12 protein-coding genes are annotated in these 19,028 nt (G+C 52.0%); 4 read left to right on the top strand and 8 right to left on the bottom strand.

Annotated features, from left to right (window positions below):
• The first annotated feature begins 109 nt into the window (after positions 1 to 109).
• Positions 110 to 2,098, top strand: a complete 1,989-nt coding sequence (locus PP769_RS03450; RefSeq protein ID WP_312645235.1) for a tetratricopeptide repeat protein — start codon at positions 110 to 112, stop codon at positions 2,096 to 2,098.
• Positions 2,099 to 2,355: 257 nt separating this feature from the next.
• On the top strand, positions 2,356 to 4,968 hold the full coding sequence (locus tag PP769_RS03445) for a sigma 54-interacting transcriptional regulator (RefSeq protein ID WP_312645233.1): 2,613 nt from the start codon (positions 2,356 to 2,358) through the stop codon (positions 4,966 to 4,968).
• On the opposite strand, the gene msrB is transcribed toward PP769_RS03445, so the two are convergent.
• A complete protein-coding gene (gene msrB, locus PP769_RS03440) occupies positions 4,934 to 5,419 on the bottom strand; it encodes a peptide-methionine (R)-S-oxide reductase MsrB (protein ID WP_312645231.1) in 486 nt (161 codons plus the stop codon). The genes PP769_RS03445 and msrB overlap by 35 nt on opposite strands.
• 292 nt (positions 5,420 to 5,711) lie before the next feature.
• Here msrB and PP769_RS03435 point away from each other — a divergent pair, with 292 nt between their 5' ends.
• Positions 5,712 to 6,089, top strand: a complete 378-nt coding sequence (locus PP769_RS03435) for an HPF/RaiA family ribosome-associated protein (protein ID WP_312645227.1) — start codon at positions 5,712 to 5,714, stop codon at positions 6,087 to 6,089.
• A 294-nt stretch (positions 6,090 to 6,383) separates the two neighbouring features.
• Here the strand turns inward: PP769_RS03435 and PP769_RS03430 are convergent, their stop codons facing one another.
• From PP769_RS03430 to polA, 4 genes are all read right to left on the bottom strand, one after another.
• Positions 6,384 to 7,811, bottom strand: coding sequence for a phosphoglucomutase/phosphomannomutase family protein (locus tag PP769_RS03430; RefSeq protein WP_312645225.1), 1,428 nt, complete (start codon positions 7,809 to 7,811; stop codon positions 6,384 to 6,386).
• A 274-nt stretch (positions 7,812 to 8,085) separates the two neighbouring features.
• Positions 8,086 to 8,859, bottom strand: a complete 774-nt coding sequence (xth, locus tag PP769_RS03425; RefSeq protein ID WP_312645223.1) for an exodeoxyribonuclease III — start codon at positions 8,857 to 8,859, stop codon at positions 8,086 to 8,088.
• Between the two features lie 431 nt (positions 8,860 to 9,290).
• Complete coding sequence (locus PP769_RS03420) at positions 9,291 to 9,578, bottom strand: hypothetical protein (RefSeq protein ID WP_312645220.1); 288 nt, start codon at positions 9,576 to 9,578, stop codon at positions 9,291 to 9,293.
• 42 nt (positions 9,579 to 9,620) lie between these two features.
• Positions 9,621 to 12,479 carry a DNA polymerase I gene (gene polA, locus PP769_RS03415; protein WP_312645218.1) on the bottom strand — a complete coding sequence of 953 codons (2,859 nt, stop codon included), beginning with the start codon at positions 12,477 to 12,479 and terminating at the stop codon, positions 9,621 to 9,623.
• A 148-nt stretch (positions 12,480 to 12,627) separates the two neighbouring features.
• On the opposite strand from polA, the gene PP769_RS03410 reads away from it, so the two are divergent.
• On the top strand, positions 12,628 to 14,493 hold the full coding sequence (locus PP769_RS03410) for an AsmA family protein (RefSeq protein ID WP_312645216.1): 1,866 nt from the start codon (positions 12,628 to 12,630) through the stop codon (positions 14,491 to 14,493).
• Positions 14,494 to 14,539: 46 nt separating this feature from the next.
• On the opposite strand, the gene PP769_RS03405 is transcribed toward PP769_RS03410, so the two are convergent.
• The 3 genes from PP769_RS03405 to PP769_RS03395 all read right to left on the bottom strand — a co-directional run bounded on the left by PP769_RS03405 (position 14,540) and on the right by PP769_RS03395 (position 19,010).
• Positions 14,540 to 14,974 carry a response regulator gene (locus PP769_RS03405; protein ID WP_312645214.1) on the bottom strand — a complete coding sequence of 145 codons (435 nt, stop codon included), beginning with the start codon at positions 14,972 to 14,974 and terminating at the stop codon, positions 14,540 to 14,542.
• A 611-nt stretch (positions 14,975 to 15,585) separates the two neighbouring features.
• Entirely contained in the window at positions 15,586 to 18,243 is a 2,658-nt protein-coding gene (locus PP769_RS03400; protein ID WP_312645212.1) for an ABC transporter permease, read from the bottom strand.
• Positions 18,240 to 19,010, bottom strand: coding sequence for an ABC transporter ATP-binding protein (locus PP769_RS03395; RefSeq protein ID WP_312645210.1), 771 nt, complete (start codon positions 19,008 to 19,010; stop codon positions 18,240 to 18,242). The genes PP769_RS03400 and PP769_RS03395 overlap by 4 nt, the downstream gene beginning before the upstream one ends.
• Positions 19,011 to 19,028: the final 18 nt, after the last annotated feature.

The following is a 19,028-nucleotide window of genomic DNA, read 5'->3' as shown; positions in this document are numbered from 1 at the left end:
GTGCGCTCTTCCATTTTCCTTGATTTCTTAATAGAGTGAAGTTGGTGTTCATGAGGGTTTCGTCTGTCTTTCGGAACCGTCCCAATCTCTGCTTCCTGAGAGTGTCTTGATGGTAAATCGACGGGTACCTGGCGGTTTAATGGTCTGTGCTGCCATTGTGGGACTTTTCCTTTTGAAGGGGTTTCTTGGCGTTTCTTCTTCCTATGCGGAATTGAGTGGCACCTCCCAAGCGGATTCATCTCCTGTTCAGGATTCTGCTGAAGCGCATTTGCAGTTAGGGATTGATTTTTTTCTCACGAATGAACTGGATGTGGCCATTGATGAGTTTCGGGAGACCGCTCGTCAACGGCCTGACTATGCCGAGGCCTATCATAACCTTGGGGTGGCCCTGGCCAAAACGGGGGATTTAACCGGGGCCATTGCGGCCTGGTCGCAAGCGGAACGGTTGGATTTTCACATGGCCTCCTTGCGGTATCACCTGTCAGCCCTGGTTTCGTATAACTATGGTATTTCCCTGGTGCGAGATGGTCGGCTTGCGCAAGCGCTGGCGCAATGGCGGGCGGCCCTTCGTCTTCAGCCTGATTTTTTCGAAGCCCATTATGCGTTGGGATTGGGGTATTTGGCTGCAGGAGATCCTGTGCAAGCTGTGGCCCATTTTCAGGCGACCCTTCACGATGCGTTTAAGTGGGCGCATGCCTATGAAGCCTTGGGGTTGGCCTACTATGCATCACATGAAAATATCCTGGCCGAGCAGGCCTGGAGGCGTGCCCTGGCGTTGGAACCCGAACTCCCCAAGGTCCATGCCAATTTAGGATTACTCCGTTTGCAAGAGGGGAATTATCAAGAGGCGATCGAACATTCCCGGCAGGCGTTGGTACTTCAACCTGACCTTGTAGCCGCGCATTACAATATCGGTGTGGCGTTGTTTGCGAAAGGAGACGAGTCAGCCAGTGTTCCTTCACTGGAAAGGGCCATTTCTCTCGATCCCCGATTGACTTCAGCGAGATTGCTGCTTGGTGTTGTGTGGAGTCGTCAGGGAAATTGGGCGCAGGCCGCCTCGCTGTGGCGAGAGACATTACGCCAGGATCCCTTTGCCAAAGATGGAGTATGGCTCCATTACAATCTGGGAGTTGCCATGGCTGCCATGGGACTAATCGACGAGGCGGCGGTTGAATTTGATGTGGTGACTGACCAACGTCCTGAATGGGCTCCGGGGTGGTCTCAGTTGGGCTCGGCGCTTCTGGCGACCCGACAATGGGAAAAGGCCGTGGTCGCCCTGGAATCCGCTGCTCGATTGCAACCGGCCTGGGCGCACCTCCATTTTGCCATTGGCAAAGCTCAGGCTGAAGCGGGGAACTTGTCTCAAGCTGTTGCCGCCTTGCAGCGAGCGGTCGAGGTTGAGCCTCAATTGGTCGAAGCATGGTTTCATTTGGGGGTCGTGCTTCGTGCTCAGAACCGGACCGGTGAAGCGGTCGAGCCGCTCCGTCTGGCGGCGGAAGGGGGATCGGGCGAAGCCCAAAGCCTGTTGGCTTCGATGTATGCCAATGGCAGTGGCGTGGATCGCAATATCCCCTTGGCGATGTTATGGTGGTTTCGGAGTAGTCGGGCCACGATGGCCGATTCGCTCACGCAGACCGCCAGAGAACAGCTCTCACAATTCCGTCGCGGCCTTCATCGCCACCTCTTTTCGCCCGGTGACCGGCAGGAGGTGTTAAACGGCTTTGGTCTTATTCGAGAAGATCTGCACCGGTTGGCTCCTCCCCATCGCGTGTCCACTCAGGTGACCAATGATGAAGACACCTGGGACCACCTGACGCCGAGTGAACCCGTTGTGGCATGGGTGATCGACCAGGCCTTGGCCGGTGATCAGTCTGCCCAGCATACACTCCATACCTGGTATGTGAATGGAGAGCGTGGTCGGTTGGTTCCGGCAGATCCTCAGATCCGAAATTATTTCTTGCAAACGGCGAAAGAAGGAAATCCCTTTTCCTGTAAGGTCGTTCGAGCCGTTGCTCCTGAATCGGCTGAACGTTTTTCAGCAGACTGGCAATTGGCGGCAAATGGATGTCCGGACCAGACCGTCATGCCGGGGTTGTAATTCTGAGCCGGGTTGCATGTATGGGATTGAGAAATTCCTGAATTTTCCATGATTAGGGACTGTTGAAAAAAGCGGCCAGCGGCGTTCTCGCCATTTTTCCGTGCTCACGTACTGGAAGTACGCTCTGCGCGCAAAAATGACTGCGGCCTTGTTGGGCAACATTTTTGAACAGCCCCGAGGCCTCTAATATGCAACGTGCCTGTGGGTCAATATGCCCTTGGAAATTATTATTATTCAACACTCCCATTAGGACCTCAATGACGAATAGTTCCAAGACCAAGACCATGGCATTGGCCCTCGCCTTTTCACTGGTGAACACGGTGTTGGCTTTTAGCGTCTCCTCACTTGTTCCCCAGGGAGAACGATGGTTAACTGATTGGCAACTGGCTCACATGGCACCTGGGCCTGTCGACCCTTCACTGGTCATGGTGACGGTCACGAAGAGCACCAGTCCTGCGTTATGTGGGGAAGGACGATGGAATCTTTCCGTGTTGGAGTCCACACTGCTGGCCCTTCATGAGGCCGGCGCTGCTCTCATCGTACCCTCAATTGATGTGTCCTCCCCGATGGCCTCGGAATGTGGGGGGTTGGCTGGACTGGTTCGACTGGCTGAAGTGACCAAACGAGTCGGATCTGTGGTCTACCCGGATTCGGTTCCTCCCGCCTTGGCGGATGCGGCAACCGCGTTGGGGACGCTGACCTTGATGTCTGATGCGGATGGGGTGCTTAGGGGTGTGAAGTCCCATCCCCTTTCTGCAGGTTCATCGCCGCATCCTCCGATCGGTCTCGTAATGGCCTCGTTGTTATCGGAAACGGACACAGCTATGAAACCGAAGATCAACGACCCTCAATTTCGGTTTATTGGACATTGGGCAACGTCATCCTTTCCCAGGCATGCCTTTGCGGATGTGTGGAACATCATTCAGAGTAAAGATCGTGATCAATTATCGAAATTGTTTCGCGGAAAAGCGGTGATCCTTTTTTCTCCTGTGTCGAAGCAACCAACTCTTTCAACCCCGTGGGAATCCGAGGTGCCGGTAGAATTTCTTCATGCCTTATTGGCCAACGCGGTACTGACAAACGGATGGATTTCCAGGACTCCTCCGTGGGTCGCTTTTCTTGTAACGGCGAGTGTAGGCCTGTTCTTTGCCTGTTTCCTTCTTTGGGAAACTCCGCCAACTCGCCTGGGGATGATGGGCTTAGCCGGTACTCTTCTTGCGGGGCTGGCTCTGTTGTGGGGACTTCACAGTGGTTGGGTGTGGCCGATCTTGAGTACAGGATTGGCTTTAGGAATGACCTTAGGGGGATCGCTGGCTTGGCGGTTGTCCCTGTCCCGGTCGATTATTCAACGGCGGATCGCTCAGGGTCGACAGCAGCTACAGCAATTGGAAACAGAACTGGCAGAAAGACAGCAGCATGTCCGGGAACTCGAAACTCGCTTACATGTGGCACAAGATCATGCCCACCGGTCGGCGACGGTTATTGAAGGTTTAGAAACTCAGCAAGGGGGGGTGTCCCGCCAATTAGAGTTTTCCCAAGCCGAGGTAGAAGAAACCCGACGACAGATTGACCGGTTGCAGATTGAATTGGAGGATCTTCGTCGGCAGGTGCCGGCCATGCAGCATCCTGAGCATCGGTACCCCGAATCCCGCGAGAATCCGGCATTACTTCAAGAATGTGAGTCGTTTCATATTCTGACCCGTGCCCCTTCGGTCCTTCGCGTTTTTCAGGATTTAAAAAAAGCGTCCGGGACCCAGAGTCCCATTCTACTATTGGGAGAAACAGGCACGGGCAAAGAGGTGTTTGCTCGAGCGGCCCATGCGTTGAGTCCTCGGCATCGTGGCCCTTTTGTATCGGTAAATATGGCCGCAATCCGGCCGGAGTTATTTGAAGGAGAATTATTCGGCCATGTGAAGGGGGCCTTTACCGGCGCGGTTGGTCGTGAGGGGTATATTGAAACGGCGAATGGGGGAACGCTCTTTTTGGATGAAGTCGGCGAACTCCCATCCGATTTGCAAGCAAAATTACTGCGGTTTCTGGAGGACGGGTCATTTCACCGGGTTGGAGAAAGCCGGCTCACTCAGGTGGATGTGCGAATTATCGCGGCGACAAATTGCAATCTTCAACAAGATGTGGAGGCAGGCCGATACCGGGAAGATTTATATTATCGATTACGGAGTATTGTGTTAACTCTGCCTCCTCTGCGGGAACGAGGGGAGGAAGACTGCCTGCTATTGGCTCAATCCTTTCTGCAGTATTTTTCCCGGCAACAGAATCGAATGGATTTGAGGTTCACGCAAGGGGCATTGGATGGGATCATGGCCTATCGATGGCCGGGCAACATTCGAGAACTTCGACAAACCGTGGCCCAGGCAGTGGCGTTGGCCAACGGGTCCCTCATAACCGAAGCAGATTTGCATCTCAGTAGCCCCGTCATGCCGTCCTTGAAGGGTGAAGGGGGTCGGGTGGAACTGGAACGATTGGAGGATGACATGGTGTTGGAATGCCTGCGCCGTCATGGATTCGATATGCAGGTGACAGCTAAAGCTTTAGGGTGGGATCGCAGCACTGTCACTCAACGATTGAAAGGTCTCGGATTTCAGGCGTTAGTCGACTATCATGGAAATATTGAAGCGGCGGCGCAGATGCTGGCCGGGGATAAAACCTTGACCCCCTTGGTCGCGAGAAGGCTGCGCGAGTATTCAAAAAACCTGCTTCCTTCTTCCAGACACTACACGTCTGCTGAAGAAGCGGTGGCTGACTGCCGAAAACGTTTTCGCAATCTTCCGGAACGACATTTTCCGGCAGTCGAGCAGTTGGTGCACCAGCGCTTTGCTACGCCGGAACAAATTTCAACGCCGCGGAATTAATGCAATAGCGTAATCCCGTCGGCGGGGGGCCGTCATCAAAAATGTGTCCCTGGTGGCCACCGCATCGGGCACAATGGACTTCCGTCCGGGGATAAATGATCTTCCAGTCGGTTCGAGTTTCGACCACTTTTTCTGAAATCGGTTGCCAAAAACTTGGCCAGCCGGTTCCGCTGTCGAATTTCGTGTCGGAAGAAAAAAGTGGCAACTCGCACCCGGCGCATTGGTAAGTGCCTTTGGCCTTACTTTGATGATATTCATTGGTAAAGGGCGGCTCGGTGTCTTCATGCCGCAAAACACGGTATTGCATGGGGGTTAACAGCGCCTTCCACTCTTCATCCGTTTTCGTGATTTTGGTGATATCCGAACCCCCGGTTGAGGGGGTGGGAGCGGCCAATGCCACGCCGAGAGTTTTGGCGAGAACTCCGAACCCTAATGCCAAGCCGATTTTCATAAGATCTCTCCTGTTGACATGTACGTTTATAGACATCTGATAGCCCTCCTTTGAGCTAAGAGGGTGGAAACTCCTTCGTATTCCACCCACCCTGATATACTGTATCAGTCTTGCCCAGAGAAAAAAAATTACAGATTTCGTGATGAGGCCTTTGACTGAAGAAAGAGAAATTTTTACACTGTAGAAAACCAAAAGAAAAGGAGGGTTGACTCAGGATTTCGTCATCCGAAAAACAGGCCGGAAGGTGTTGGATGTTTCACAGATTTAACGAACAGCCAAAGAAGGAGTGTCTATGGATGAACAATCGCTGGATGTAAAAATTGAGAGCCGAAACGTTGGCATGACCCCTCGGTGGAAAGCCGAAATAGAGAGACGGACTGAGGCGTTGCAAACGGATACCATTCGCATCATTCATGCCCGTGTCACTCTTACGAAAAATGCCCATCATAAAAAAGGGGCTGATAACGCGGAGGCGCTGGTGGTCGTGACGCTTCCCCGGCGTCGAACGGTGACCGCCAGAAAAGAATCAAAAACCTTTGAAGAAGCCATTCGCTCAGCCTTTCAGGCCATAGAGCATGAACTGGATAAAGTTGAAGAAAAACGGTTGGCCCGCAATGCCAAAGCTACAGCCAAACGGATCGAAAAAGCCATGGCGTTAACCGCCGTCTGACCTTAAAGCTTAATGAGAGGCATGGGGGTGGGCCTTTGTCCACCCCCGAATGACCTCTTCTCCATCTTCCCATCCTGCTCCGAGATTGTTTAAATCCTCACATATATTGCATTTTCACCAAAAATCCGGCTATCTGTTGCTATCCTATATTCGTCCACTGTCTCTCGAGCCTGGATGGACATCGGGCCTTTGAGAGCTATGTTCTTCATCTAGGCGTAAATCACCAAGAAGGTATGAGGAGAAAATGGCCGATTTGAGAGAAAAAATACGGAAAATTGAAAAATTTTTAAAGACTTATCTAACGGGAAAAAGGAGCAGTTCTTTGCCGGCGTTCATGATCTCGGCGAGGCGCTCAGGGGTTTTGGCTTCGCCATAGCATCGGACGAGGGATTCGGTTCCGGACAATCGAATAAGATACCAGGAGTCATCCGGCAGGATGAGTTTGCAGCCATCCAGTTTATTGACATGGATGACCTCTGCTCCCGCAAACTCCGATGGTGGATGTTCAAATATCTGCTTGACCTGTGTCTTGAGGTGTTCGCTCATCGGCAGATCTTGTCGTGTCGTGAACGCAGCTCCTACTCGGTCAAAGAGGTCTTTCAGTAACTCCTGAATGGTCTGTCCCGTAAAGGCCACCATCTCTGCAACCAACGCGCCGGCCAATATCCCATCTGTTTCCGGTACGTGGCCCTTGATGGACATCCCGGCGCTCTCTTCCCCCCCAAAGACCACTTCTCCCTTCGCAAGCAATTCGCCGATGTATTTGAATCCGACCGGGGTTTCATGCACGGTGAGTCCATGGTGTGCCGCCACGGCATCAATGAGATGGGTGGTGGCGACCGAGCGGGCAACTCCACCGGTCCATTGCCGACTGCGAATGAGATAATCCGACAAGAGGGCCAGGATGTAGTTGGCTTGAATGAAGGTGCCGTCGGCATCCACGATGCCAAACCGGCCTCCGTCTCCGTCGATCGCCAGGCCGAGGTGTGCCCCTTCGCGGCGAACGGTCTCTTTCAGATCCTGAAGTGTCTCGTGGGTCGGTTCCGGTCGAAATCCTCCAAAATACGGATCTCGCCAATGGTGTAAGACAGCCATTTTTGCACCGGCTTGCCGGAGGAATTCGTCCAGATAATGCCTGGAGGTTCCATAGAGGGGATCAAAAATCACCCGGATCCGGCCGTTCCGGATGCGGTCGCGATCCACCAGCGATTCCAGAGCTTTCAAATACTCGGGTTGCGGATCGAAATGCCGCACCATACCATCGTGTGTTGCCCGCTCCCAGGGGAGCCATTTGATGTGTTCCCCATGCAACAGGGGTAGGATGCGGAGTTCAATGGCCTTAGTGGTTTCTGGCAGCGCTGATCCTCCCCAGTCCGGCGTAAACTTGATCCCGTTCCATTCAGGAGAATTATGGCTGGCTGAGATATTCATGGCTCCTGATAATTTGCGACTGACCACGTGGTAAGAGATGGCCGGGATCGGCGTGTCGCGGTCGCAAATCAGACAAGGGATCCCATGGGCCGCCATGACTTCTGCAGCCACTTTGGCAAAATGCTCCCCTAAAAATCGTGCGTCGTAGCCAATCAGGATGCCTTGTTGTCCCAGCTTCTGTTGACGGAGAAATTGAGCGATTCCCTGGCATACTATACGGATGTTCCGGACGGTAAAGTCCTCGGCCACAATGGCCCGCCACCCTGAGGTCCCGAATTTAATGGAGTCCATGCGTGATGAATGCTCGTCGGAATGGAGCAGGAATTTCTCAGCAGAAAATATACATTTCAGGGTTTTGGGTGTTAGTTCCCAAGAGTTACAGAATAGAAGATTTTTCTTCATTTGCCAATCGGGTAGTGTGGGATTTTTTTAATATGTCTGGATAATTTTTTTTAACCGGGTATGACCTGGGCTAGAAGGAAAGATGAAAATTGTTTGGAAAAGAACAAAGATAATGTTGATCAATCTGTATTGATCAGGCTATGCCCAGGCGATGTCTCCTCTTTTAGGAGGGGGACAGGTCACACCAGACGGGGGTGTGATCGGAAGGTTTGTCCATTCCGCGAGGCCCGCGATCCACATCCGAAGCAACCAAGCGATCGGCAGCTTGAGGAGAGAGCAGAAGATGGTCGATGCGTAGGCCTTCATCCCGGTTCCATCGGCCGGCCTGGTAATCCCAATAGGTGTAGAGACCTAATTCGGGGTGCATGGCTCGAAGGGCATCGGTGTATCCGAGGTGGCAGAGGGCGCGAAAGCGGGCACGGGATTCAGGACGGCAGAGGGCGTCGTCGGCAAATCCTTTTGGATCATAGACGTCATGGTCGGTGGGGCATACGTTAAAGTCTCCCCCTAACACCACTGCTTCTTCCAGGGCTAAGAGCGATTGCGCATGCGTAATCAGTCGATCCAACCAGGCAAGTTTATATGCAAACTTCTCGGTTTCCACCGGATTCCCATTGGGTAAATAAATTGAAGCTACTCGAACGTTTCCCACCACCGCCTCCACGTAGCGGGCTTGTTCGTCAGAAGGGGCGCCAGGCAGTGAGGTGTGTTCGATCTCGATCGGGGCTTTGGAGAGGATTGCGACTCCATTGTAGGTTTTTTGTCCGACTATGGCCATATTATAGCCCAGCTCCTCGATGGCCATTCTGGGGAACTGGTCCTCAGTGGTTTTGAGTTCTTGCAGCAGGACAATGTCCGGGTTGGCCTGTTTGACCCATTCCATCAAGTGGGGGATCCGGACTTTAATCGAGTTGACGTTCCAGGTGGCGATTTTCATATAAGGTTCAGAATGTGTGATGAGCAATAATTAGGATCAGAGATAATTTATGATTCTGGTTTCATAGTTTTGTGATGTGAATTGGATATCTCTTTTCGTGTTTGGCCATGAACAAATTTTGTCAGGTGAACTGATCCCACCAATTCTCGTGTTAACGTGCTTTTCTATAATGCCGGGTTTCGGCCCGGCAGCCGAGGTCCTTTTCTTTCGGGAAAAGGACCCAAAAACATTGACGCCCAGTCTGCCTCATTCAATAGGACGGACGCGAATCTAGGGAGAGCGGGCCAACTCGCTCTGCTCAAACAAGGCCCGCAGGCGGATAAGAGCGTCCCTCCCTTTGGCCAGACTGCAGGCGTCGGATTATGGGAAACGGACATATCATTGACCCAGATGAAAGAGAAGGAAATCATCTATTCAGTGCGATCCCATTTTTAGGATGAAGAAAGTGGTGGTGAGTCGGTTTCGCGTTGGAAGATGACTTGAAAGCCTTGAAATTGTTTTTGAAACAGGGTCTTCAAAATAAACGGGGTGATGCCGAAGAATAGCACGCCATAAATGCAGATTTCTAAAATATACTGAGAGTCTTCAGGGATCGTGCTATTGAAGATCACAGGAACCGCCCATCCGATCGTCATACTCACAAACATCAGAATCACCACGTGTCGCCACACCAGAAACCAGACAAGTTTCAATAATTCACCATAGGTCGGTATTTCCATTATTTATGAATGTCCTTTCTCCTATACGACTCTTTTTGGTTTTTAATGGGCTTTGTCCCAGGATGGGCCATGTCCTGCTTCGACCGTCAGCGGGATCGACAATTGTAGGGCAGGGAGTGTGGCGGCTTCCATCACCTGTTTAATGACCGCAGTGGTTTGCTCGACCGCGGCTTCTTCTACCTCGAATAATAATTCATCGTGGACGGTCAATAGCATTTTTGCCTTGGGGGTTAGCCCATGCTGTGCCAATGCTGCAGGTACGCGGATCATGGCGCGCTTCAGGATGTCGGCCGCCGTGCCTTGCAATGGGGCATTGATGGCCGCTCGCTCAGAGAAATTTCGTCTGGCGGGATTTTTATCATGAATGCCAGGGACATGGCACCGACGTCCAAACAATGTCTGGACGTATCCGTGTTGCCGGCAAAACTGTTTGGTGCGCTCCATGTAATCCTGGATGCCGGGATACTGTTCAAAATAGGTTTTGATGTAAGCAGCGGCCTCGCCCGGCTCCACACTCAATTGGCGGGCCAACCCGAAGGCGCTGATTCCATAAATAATGCCGAAATTGATGGCCTTGGCTTTTCGTCGAATTCCAGGATCCATCTGTTCCAAGGGGATGCCGAAGACCTGGCTGGCGGTGAGGGCATGAATATCCTGGCCTTCCCAAAAGGCTTTCTTGAGAACGGGAATATCCGCGACGTGGGCGAGCAGACGCAATTCAATCTGTGAATAATCCAGCGAAAGCAGTGTCCAACCAGGCTCCGCGACAAAGGCGCGCCGGATTCTTCGGCCCTCTTCCGTGCGAATAGGAATGTTCTGGAGATTGGGGTCTGTGGATGAGAGTCTTCCCGTTGCGGCAGACGCCATGGCGTAGGAGGTATGCACCCGGTTTGTGTCGGGATTGATTTGACGGATGAGCGCATCGGCATACGTGCTGCGCAGTTTTTCCAAATGCCGCCATTCCAAGACACGTGACGGGAGTTCGTGGCCTTGGGCCGCTAAGGAATCGAGGACATCGACTCCTGTGCTATAGCTGCCGGCTTTGCCTTTTTGACCCCCTCCCAAGGCGAGGTCGTCAAACATCACTTCGCCGAGTTGTTTGGGGGAACCAACATTAAAGGTCTTTCCGGCCAGGCGATGGATCTCTTGTTCCAATTCCCGGAGACGGAGAGAAAACTCCTGGCTGACCTGTTTGAGTTGGGACACATCGACTTTGATCCCTGTTTTCTCCATGGTGGCCAGCACGGGAATGAGGTGACGCTCGAGCGTTTCGTAGACGGTGGTCATGTGTTCGCTGATGAGACGAGGTTTGAGGACCTGATGGAGCTGCAGGGTCACATCGGCATCTTCAGCGGCATATTCCAACGCTTTTTCCAGGGGAACCTGATCAAACGTGATTTGAGACTTTCCGGTACCCGTGACGTCCTTAAATTTGATCGTTGTATGGCCCAAAAAGTGTTCGGCTAGTTCGTCCATGCCATGGCCATGCATGCCTCCCTCTAAGACGTATGAGAGCAGCATGGTATCGTCCACGGGAGACACGTTGAGGCCATACCGGCGAAACACAACCATGTCGTATTTGATATTGTGCCCGATCTTGAGCACACCGGGGTCTGTCAGCAGTGGCCCAAGGATGTCGAGCGCCTGTTGGAGGGGAATTTGTTCCGGTCTTTCCGGCAAGGCAGCAGACGTATCGTGTGAGAGCAAATCCTGATGCGACGTGGATCCCGGGGCCACATGACCGACAGGTACATAACAGGCCTGGCCGGGTTCCAGGCTCAGTGAGAACCCAACCAATTCAGCTCTGGTTTGATCCAGAGACGTGGTTTCGCAGTCGACGGCCACAATCCCGCGACGAGTCGCCTCCTCCACCCAGCCTTGAAGGGCCGACACTGTTTGAATTAACTCGTACTGGGCTTTGGTAGGCAGCGGCTTTGTTTCGGGATCTTTCGCTGCTGGTGCAGAGTTGACCGGTGTGGCAGTAGGGGTGACAGTGGGATCCTGTTCACCCTTCACGCGGCTTTGTAAGCGAGCCAGAATCGATTTGAAGCCCTGTTCATTGAGGAAGGCAGCTAATAAATCCATATTGGGCTGGCGTCGCTCCAATTGTTCAAGCGGAAATGGCAGCGGGACATCGGAACGAAGCCGGACTAATTCACGGGAGAGTCGGGCCTTATCGGCATGTTCAATGAGGCTTTCCCGTCGCTTGTTCTGCTTGATTTCTGAGGCGCGCGTAAGGAGGGTGTCCAGGTCACCATATTCCTGGATGAGTTGTGCGGCTGTTTTGATGCCGATACCCGGGACCCCGGGCACATTGTCCGTGGAGTCTCCCGCCAATGACTGTACGTCGACAACTTTCTCAGGGGGCACACCGAATTTTTCCAGAACTTGCTCGGGACCGATCTTTCGGCTTTTGATGGGATCGAACATACTGACCTGTTCTGATACTAACTGCATAAGATCTTTGTCCGAGGACACGATGGTCACATTCGCGCCCGCTTCCATGGCATGTTTTGCGTAGGTAGCGATCAGATCGTCGGCTTCGAAACCGTTCAGTTCAATGCAATCAAAATTAAAAGCCCGTGTCGCCTCCCGGACGAGAGAAAATTGAGGCACCAACTCCTCAGGTGGTTCGCTGCGATTGGCCTTGTAGCTGGGAGCCAGATCGTTTCGAAAGGTTTTTCGTGCGGAATCAAAGATGACGGCAATATGATCGGGTTTCATATCGTCCAGTAGTTTCATCAGCATGGTGATGTATCCATAGACGGCATTGACGGGGGTACCATTCGGACTGTTCAAAATCTTGATGGCATGAAAGGCCCTGAAAATATAGCCTGAGGCGTCGACTAACACGACATGACGAATCGGAAGAGGGGAAGACGGTTCACTCACAGTGGGCACAGGAAAATATCCTCTTTGTGTGATTGTTGGCCCTTGAAGATACCTGATAGTCCTTGAGGTGTCGATATCTTAGGATGGTTTATCTACGGAGAAAAATGGAACATGGTAAACTACCCAATCCTCTGCCTCATGACGGGAGCATGTCTTCGTGAAGAGTAATATCATGGTTGGTCTCGCTATCCTCATTGGTCTGGTGATTGTGGTCATCCTGCTTCTTCCGGTTTTGCTGGATTTGAATCGGTACCGGGATCGGTATTTACCCGTTCTGGAACAGGCCCTCCATCGTCCGGTTGATGTGCAGGATGTCCGCTTCACTCTTTTTCCTAAGCTGGGTTTTCGGGTGCGGGATCTGACAATTGGGGATGACCCGGCGTTCAGTCCTCAGGCGTTTGTCACGATTCCTTTTGCTGAGGTGGAGATTCAGTGGCTTCCCCTGTTGCGCCGGCATATTCAGGTTGAACACGTGCGTCTTCATGATCCGAGAGTCCACGTCATCCGCAGGCATGATGGGGTGTTAAATATGGTCACTGTCGGAAAAGATCCGGCTCTCCATCCGCCTGAGAAGGCGGGTTCGAATCCAGCCAATGCTCTCAAGCCCTTATTCGGTGTGTTTGCAGTGGAGCGGTTATCTATGAGTGGAGGATTCCTACAGTATGAGGATCGTGCCCAAGAACCCTTCCGTTCCTACTACCTTGAGCAACTGGATGTGGTTACGGATTCAGTCCAATTTGGCCAGACGGCGAGTCTGCATGTGAAGGGTGTGGTGATGCCCAATCAGCTCCCCTTGGAAATGACCGGGCGATTTGGCCCCCTTCAATCCACTTTTGATCTTCCGATGATCGATCTCGCGGGCAGGATAGGTAGTGTAGAGGGAACCGCAAAGGGCCAAGTGATGGATGGAAGACTTGAGTTGGACGTGCAGATTCCAGACCTATCGACGGATGACATGCCCCTGAATATCGCGTTGGATAAACCTGTGTTCGTCAAAGACCTTCAGGCTCATCTGATGGCATCTCTGATCCCCAATGGGCCCTCGAAACCATCCACAGGAGTGAGGATTGATCCGTTGACCGTTGATCTCCAAACGGGTGGGGCCAGGATTCACCTTTCGGGTCATGGGACGCCTGGACGTCTGATTTTGTCCGGTGAGGCCCCTACTGTGTCCTCAGTTGATTTTCCCTGGGCGCTTTCCGTGCGACGCCCGTTTTCACTGGAGAAGATTCGTTTTGAAACGGTGATCCAAGGGAGAAGGGTGGACCTGGTGTTCCTCAAGGCCCAAGCGTTTAGGGGAAATCTTGAGGCGCATGGAAGATGGGATGGGACCCCAGCTCTTCCCCTGCTCTCGGTCCAGGGAACCTTTAGGAATTTTGCGGTTGAATCATTGATGGAGGCCTTAAGGTCTTCCTCCCTCCGGTTGAGCGGTGTAGGAGAATTGCATTGGAGCCTCGGGCGAGCGGCGCACTCGCCCTCCGGGCGATCAACGATGACCGGACCAGTCCAATTGATGATCCGGGATGGGCAATTAATTGGATTTGATGTCATGCAGGGGATTGAAGATGCCCTTCAGCTACCGGACCTTCTGGAGGAATCCACCGGTGCGACGAAATTTTCCTTGATTGATGCCAACGCGGAACTGGAAGGCAAGGGACTGGCGATTCGGCAATTGACCGTTGAGGCACCAGATTTCTCAATGACAGGGGTGGGAAGTCTCGCCTTTGATGAATCATTGAATCTACAGGGCAATCTGGTCGTTTCACGGACAATCGGCGAGCGGATTATTCAGCGGTTTCCGATGGCCAAAGTTGCTTGGCATCAGGGAAGGTTGGTGCTGCCTTTTACGGTAATGGGAACCGTTCAGAAACCGGTACTGCATTTTGATACGCAATCCTTTGGGCAGCAGGTCAAAACGAACGTGGAGCGGAGGATTGAGAAAGTCTTACAGGGGGATGAACAGGAATTACAACAACTCTTACAAGATGGAGCGGATGTTCTGAAACAGTTATTTGGACAATAGCCCCGGAGTATGCTTTTTGGGGAGGAATGATTCCTTCATCCCTATCTCAGGCCGGAGGGGGACTATAGGTTTGGGACATGTTGGCCACCACGAAGGAACGGGGTTGCGTGGAGGCTGAGGGACTTAATTGAGTGACAATGGCCCGTAATTCCCCAAAATCATAGGGTTTACCGATAATTGCATAGGCTCCTAAGCGGGTGGCGTTTTCGCGGACGACGGCGTTGAGGAAACCGGTCACCATAATGATGGGGATGTCGGGTTTGCGTGGGATATGTTGTAACCGGTCCAAAAAATCCATGCCGGTCATGACGGGCATCGCATTATCCAGAATCACAATGTCAAATGATTTTGATTCAAGCAGTGATAACCCTTTGGCTCCGTTTTCGGCTTCCACGCACTGGCATCCATCATATTCCAGGACCATTCGGAGCAATCCGCGACTCATACCATCATCATCAATAATGAGTACGTTTTTTGGCATCAAGATCTCCTTTTTTCCCCTATGACTGAATCCACCATCCTGATGGAACACGCCCCTTCAAGGTTGGTTCATCGTTAGTGAAATCACTCAAAGATGGCTCATGAACAAGTGTCGGGTACGCACAGGTCTGTGTTGTTTTGGCCATCTCTCTACCGTGTAAGGGAAGTGCCAGGTGTCTTAGAAGTTACAGAGTTCTGACCATTCCAAAAAATAAGCATTCCTCCGAAGATTCCAAGGCCTGTGACACAGATGGCTAAAATAATTTCCATGGCTTCCCTCAAATGTTTTGTGTTTGCCACTTTACAAAGTAAATAAAGCAAAGAATGTACCCAAAGAGAAAACGAAAGATCAGTTTAAGGGTCTCATCCGTCTAACTCATTGTAATACTGATGAATGGAGAGCAAAATTTTTATAATGGGTTTTAAAAATATTTAAAAAAAGTTAAGAGGATGAGGTATTAGGGCATCAGTTGTGGGACAAATTGTTATTCAACACCATACAGTCTGTATCTGAATAGATAACTTGTATGAGAGGTTTATCCTATGAGTGGGCCTAGCATCAGACACAGGTGTGGTTTTGGGAGAAGAACACCGCAAACTTTTAAATTGGGTTTATTCTTGACGGAGTACGGACAGGGGAGGGAAGCCCAGCAACCGGTAAGTTCCGAGAAAGCCCGTCGCGAGGCATAGCAAAATTGTCAAAAGCAAGCCTGTGCTCAATATGATGAGATCGACGGTCCAGGTCAGGTCAAAAAAGAAGTACAAGAGAGACCAGGAGAGGAGACACCCCAATCCAAGTCCAACCAGGCCTGCAAAGGCTCCAATGACACCGAATTCTACTCCCAGCGAAAATACCAGTAACCCGCGACTTGCTCCCAGGGCTTTCACAATTGCCAATTCATGAAGACGCCGGTACCGGTTAATTGAAATCGCCGCAATCATGACTACGGCGCCGGTGACCAGACAGAGAAGAGCCAAGGCTTGAATCCCCAGGGCCAATTGGTGAAAGATTCGACCAATACTCTCCAGCACATCTCCCACTTTAATGGCTGTTACATTGGGCAGGACGGCGACGATGGCTTGCTGTAAGGGGACCTCGAGAGTTGTTGGCACTCTGGTTGTGGCGATGTAGGTAAACGGAGCACCGTCAAAAGAGCCCGGCTGAAGGATCATGAAAAAGTTTATGGAAAAACTTCCCCAATCCACCTGTCGAAGACTGCCCACTTTTGCGACAAGTGGCACCCCTTGAATATCCAACGTCAGGGTTGACCCTAAGGTGAGCCCCAGGTTTTTTGCGGCGTCTTCCTCCACGGAGATCAAGGGGAAATCTGAGGGGGTTTTCATCCCTCCATCCGCGTCTGATTGCTTGGTGTGATCCCACCATTGACCCTCGGTAAGGACGTTATCTTTTGGAAGATTCCGGGATGTCGTCAAGACGTATTCCCTGGTGAAATACCATCCGTTTCGTTTGCCCTTATGCTCTTCCGGATCAATGGGTTTTCCGTTGATGGCCGTGAGACGAGACCTTACGACCGGAACTAATTTATACGGTGAATCCGGGAATTGTTGTCGTAGCACATCCACAAATTGGGAATGTTGGTCTGGTTGGATGTCTATGAAAAAAAATGAAGGAGCCTGAGAGGGTATCTGGTTTCCTATCAGATCAAGTAAGGACCGTTGCACAATGGTTAGCGTGGTTAAAAGCATGACACCAATTCCAATGGCCAACGTCATGGCATTGGTAAAGTTTCCAGGCCGTTGAAGATTTCTCACCGCATGACGCAACAAATACCGTTGAGGAATCGGCACATGCCGGAGAATGCTATACAGTACTCCAGTGCCTCCTATGAGGAGGAGAACGGCCACCGCACATGCAACGGAAAAAACTAAACCGAGGGTCAGGGAGTGGGCTTGCCACATGGCCAGGCCGGTCACGCCCACCATCATGCTGATGCCGACCACGACCTGTGCCCGGTCATTCCACCAATGCTTAAAGATGGTCCGCCATCGGGTTAGTCTGGATTGGGTGTTGGCTATAGTTTGGGAGTGGTTCACGGCTTGTCGATACACCAATGCCGGAGAGACATGACGGATGGCCAATAGAGGCCAGAGTGAGAAGGCCAGTGTGGCGAGGATGCCAAGAACCATCCCCCGAAGAATTGGAGCGACAGTGGGATTCATCGGCATGGTTTCAGGAATAATGCCTTGAAGCAATAGCGGTAAGCCTCGGTGGAGGACTACGCCGACTATGATCCCAAAAAGACTGCCAATCCCTCCCAGGATGAGGCTTTGTGTGAGGTAGAGGCGAATGATTTGTGAAGAATCGGCTCCCAGGGTTTTGAGCGTGGCAATAATGGGTATTTTTTGTGTGAGGAAGCCTTGAATCGTGCAAGCCACTCCGATCCCACCGACCAATAAGATCGTAAACCCGATAAGCCCAAGATAGAGATTTAATTGGTCAAGGAACCGGCGGAGTCGTGGCTGGGCATCGCGAAATGAGGTGACCCGGGCCCCTTCCTGGCTGAGGCGCCCGCGTAACTCACCCATCAAAGGCTCAAGAGAGGTGGAGTTGGATAGGGACAGACGATATCGTTCCTGAATTCGGCTTCCGATTTGGATCAAGGCGGTGGCCTTGAGCGCGTCCTGGGAAATCATGACCCGTGGGCCCAAACTAAATCCATTGGCAATTTTGTCGGGTTCCTTTTTCAGTACGGCGGTAATAAGGAAGTTTCCTTGGCCAATCTGCAGCTCGCTGCCAACGGTCAGATTGAGCCGGATCAGCAAAGATTCCTGGACAAGTGCGCCAAAGCACGGCGAGCGACCACAACCGGATTGAAGCGGATCCAGCAGTTGCGCTGTCGGGAGATCAGGTTCCGCTTCTACCCGACCATAGAGAGGATAGGCCGAATCTATGGCCTTGAGTTCCACCAATTGAGAAGCTATTTTCGGGAGGGCCGCTTGGGAGGTAGGGTTGTTCACCGTCGCCATTGCGGCGATTTCGGTCACGTGTGAGAGAACGATGTCACGGTCGGTGAGGGAGTCCAGCACTTTATGGCCCTTGTCTGAAATTGCCCGCCGCCATGATAGCTCGACATCACCGCCTAACAGAGCACGGGTATCCCCCAGAATGACTTGTGCGACATTCACGGCAAACAGGTCCACGGCCACAATGGCGCCGACACCAAGTGCAATGCAGAGAAATAAAAATAGAAATCGAGACCAGACGCTCTGGATTTCCCGCCAGGCGAGTTTGACCGAAATGGGGATCATGCCTCTGAGCCGGAGGATAACAGCGGAGGGGCCGTCTCCTCATTCACCATTGCTCCATCCCGCAAGGTTAGGATACGTTGTGCGCGAGCGGCCAATGACATGTCGTGAGTGACTAAGACGAGAGTGCTGCCGTGTTGTTGATGAAGTTCCCACAGCAGATCAATCACCATTGCACCGGTTGAGCTATCCAGATTGCCGGTGGGTTCGTCTGCAAGCAGGAGGGGAGGGCGGACAATAAAGGCGCGTGCCAAGGCCACTCGTTGCTGTTCCCCACCGGAGAGTTGAACGGGATAATGGTGAAGACGATGTTCTAGTCCGACGGATTGTAAAAGTGTTTTGGCTCGTATTGTGCCCGTGGTTATTCCTTGCAATTCTAAAGGGAGGGCCACATTTTCCAGTGCAGTCAGAGTGGGAATGAGATGAAACGCTTGAAACACATAGCCAATGTGTTTGCGTCGAAAGTGCGCCATTTCAGTCTCGCTTAAGGTCGTGATGTCAGTCTGATGAATGCGGATAGACCCCTGTGTTGGTCGGTCGAGGCCTGCAAGCAATCCCAGGAGAGTTGATTTTCCGCTTCCGGACGGTCCGACAATAGCAACCACCTGATGTGTGAGGACCTCGAAGGAAATGTCCTGTAAGATCTGGACGGAATGACTCCCCGCCTGAAGCTGCATTCCAAGATGATTGACGGAAATGAGAAGCCGGGATGCTGGGGTTTGGGCGGTCAAAGAGGCGGAAGAGGATGTAGACGATGAAGGAACATTCACGTTGATTACACAAACGGG

It is taken from the genome of Candidatus Nitrospira allomarina (genome assembly GCF_032050975.1).
Taxonomy (GTDB): Bacteria; Nitrospirota; Nitrospiria; order Nitrospirales; family UBA8639; genus Nitrospira_E; species Nitrospira_E allomarina.
This window is presented reverse-complemented; position numbering and strand designations above follow the sequence as displayed.

Bases quoted from the DNA above. Each gene is read 5' to 3' on its own strand.
- PP769_RS03450 (WP_312645235.1), top strand. From the start codon at position 110: ATGGTAAATCGACGGGTACCTGGCGGTTTAATGGTCTGTGCTGCCATT.
- PP769_RS03435 (WP_312645227.1), top strand. From the start codon at position 5,712: ATGGATGAACAATCGCTGGATGTAAAAATTGAGAGCCGAAACGTTGGC.
- PP769_RS03445 (WP_312645233.1), top strand. From the start codon at position 2,356: ATGACGAATAGTTCCAAGACCAAGACCATGGCATTGGCCCTCGCCTTT.
- PP769_RS03405 (WP_312645214.1), bottom strand. From the start codon at position 14,974: ATGCCAAAAAACGTACTCATTATTGATGATGATGGTATGAGTCGCGGA.
- xth (WP_312645223.1), bottom strand. From the start codon at position 8,859: ATGAAAATCGCCACCTGGAACGTCAACTCGATTAAAGTCCGGATCCCC.
- msrB (WP_312645231.1), bottom strand. From the start codon at position 5,419: ATGAAAATCGGCTTGGCATTAGGGTTCGGAGTTCTCGCCAAAACTCTC.
- PP769_RS03400 (WP_312645212.1), bottom strand. From the start codon at position 18,243: ATGATCCCCATTTCGGTCAAACTCGCCTGGCGGGAAATCCAGAGCGTC.
- PP769_RS03430 (WP_312645225.1), bottom strand. From the start codon at position 7,811: ATGGACTCCATTAAATTCGGGACCTCAGGGTGGCGGGCCATTGTGGCC.
- PP769_RS03420 (WP_312645220.1), bottom strand. From the start codon at position 9,578: ATGGAAATACCGACCTATGGTGAATTATTGAAACTTGTCTGGTTTCTG.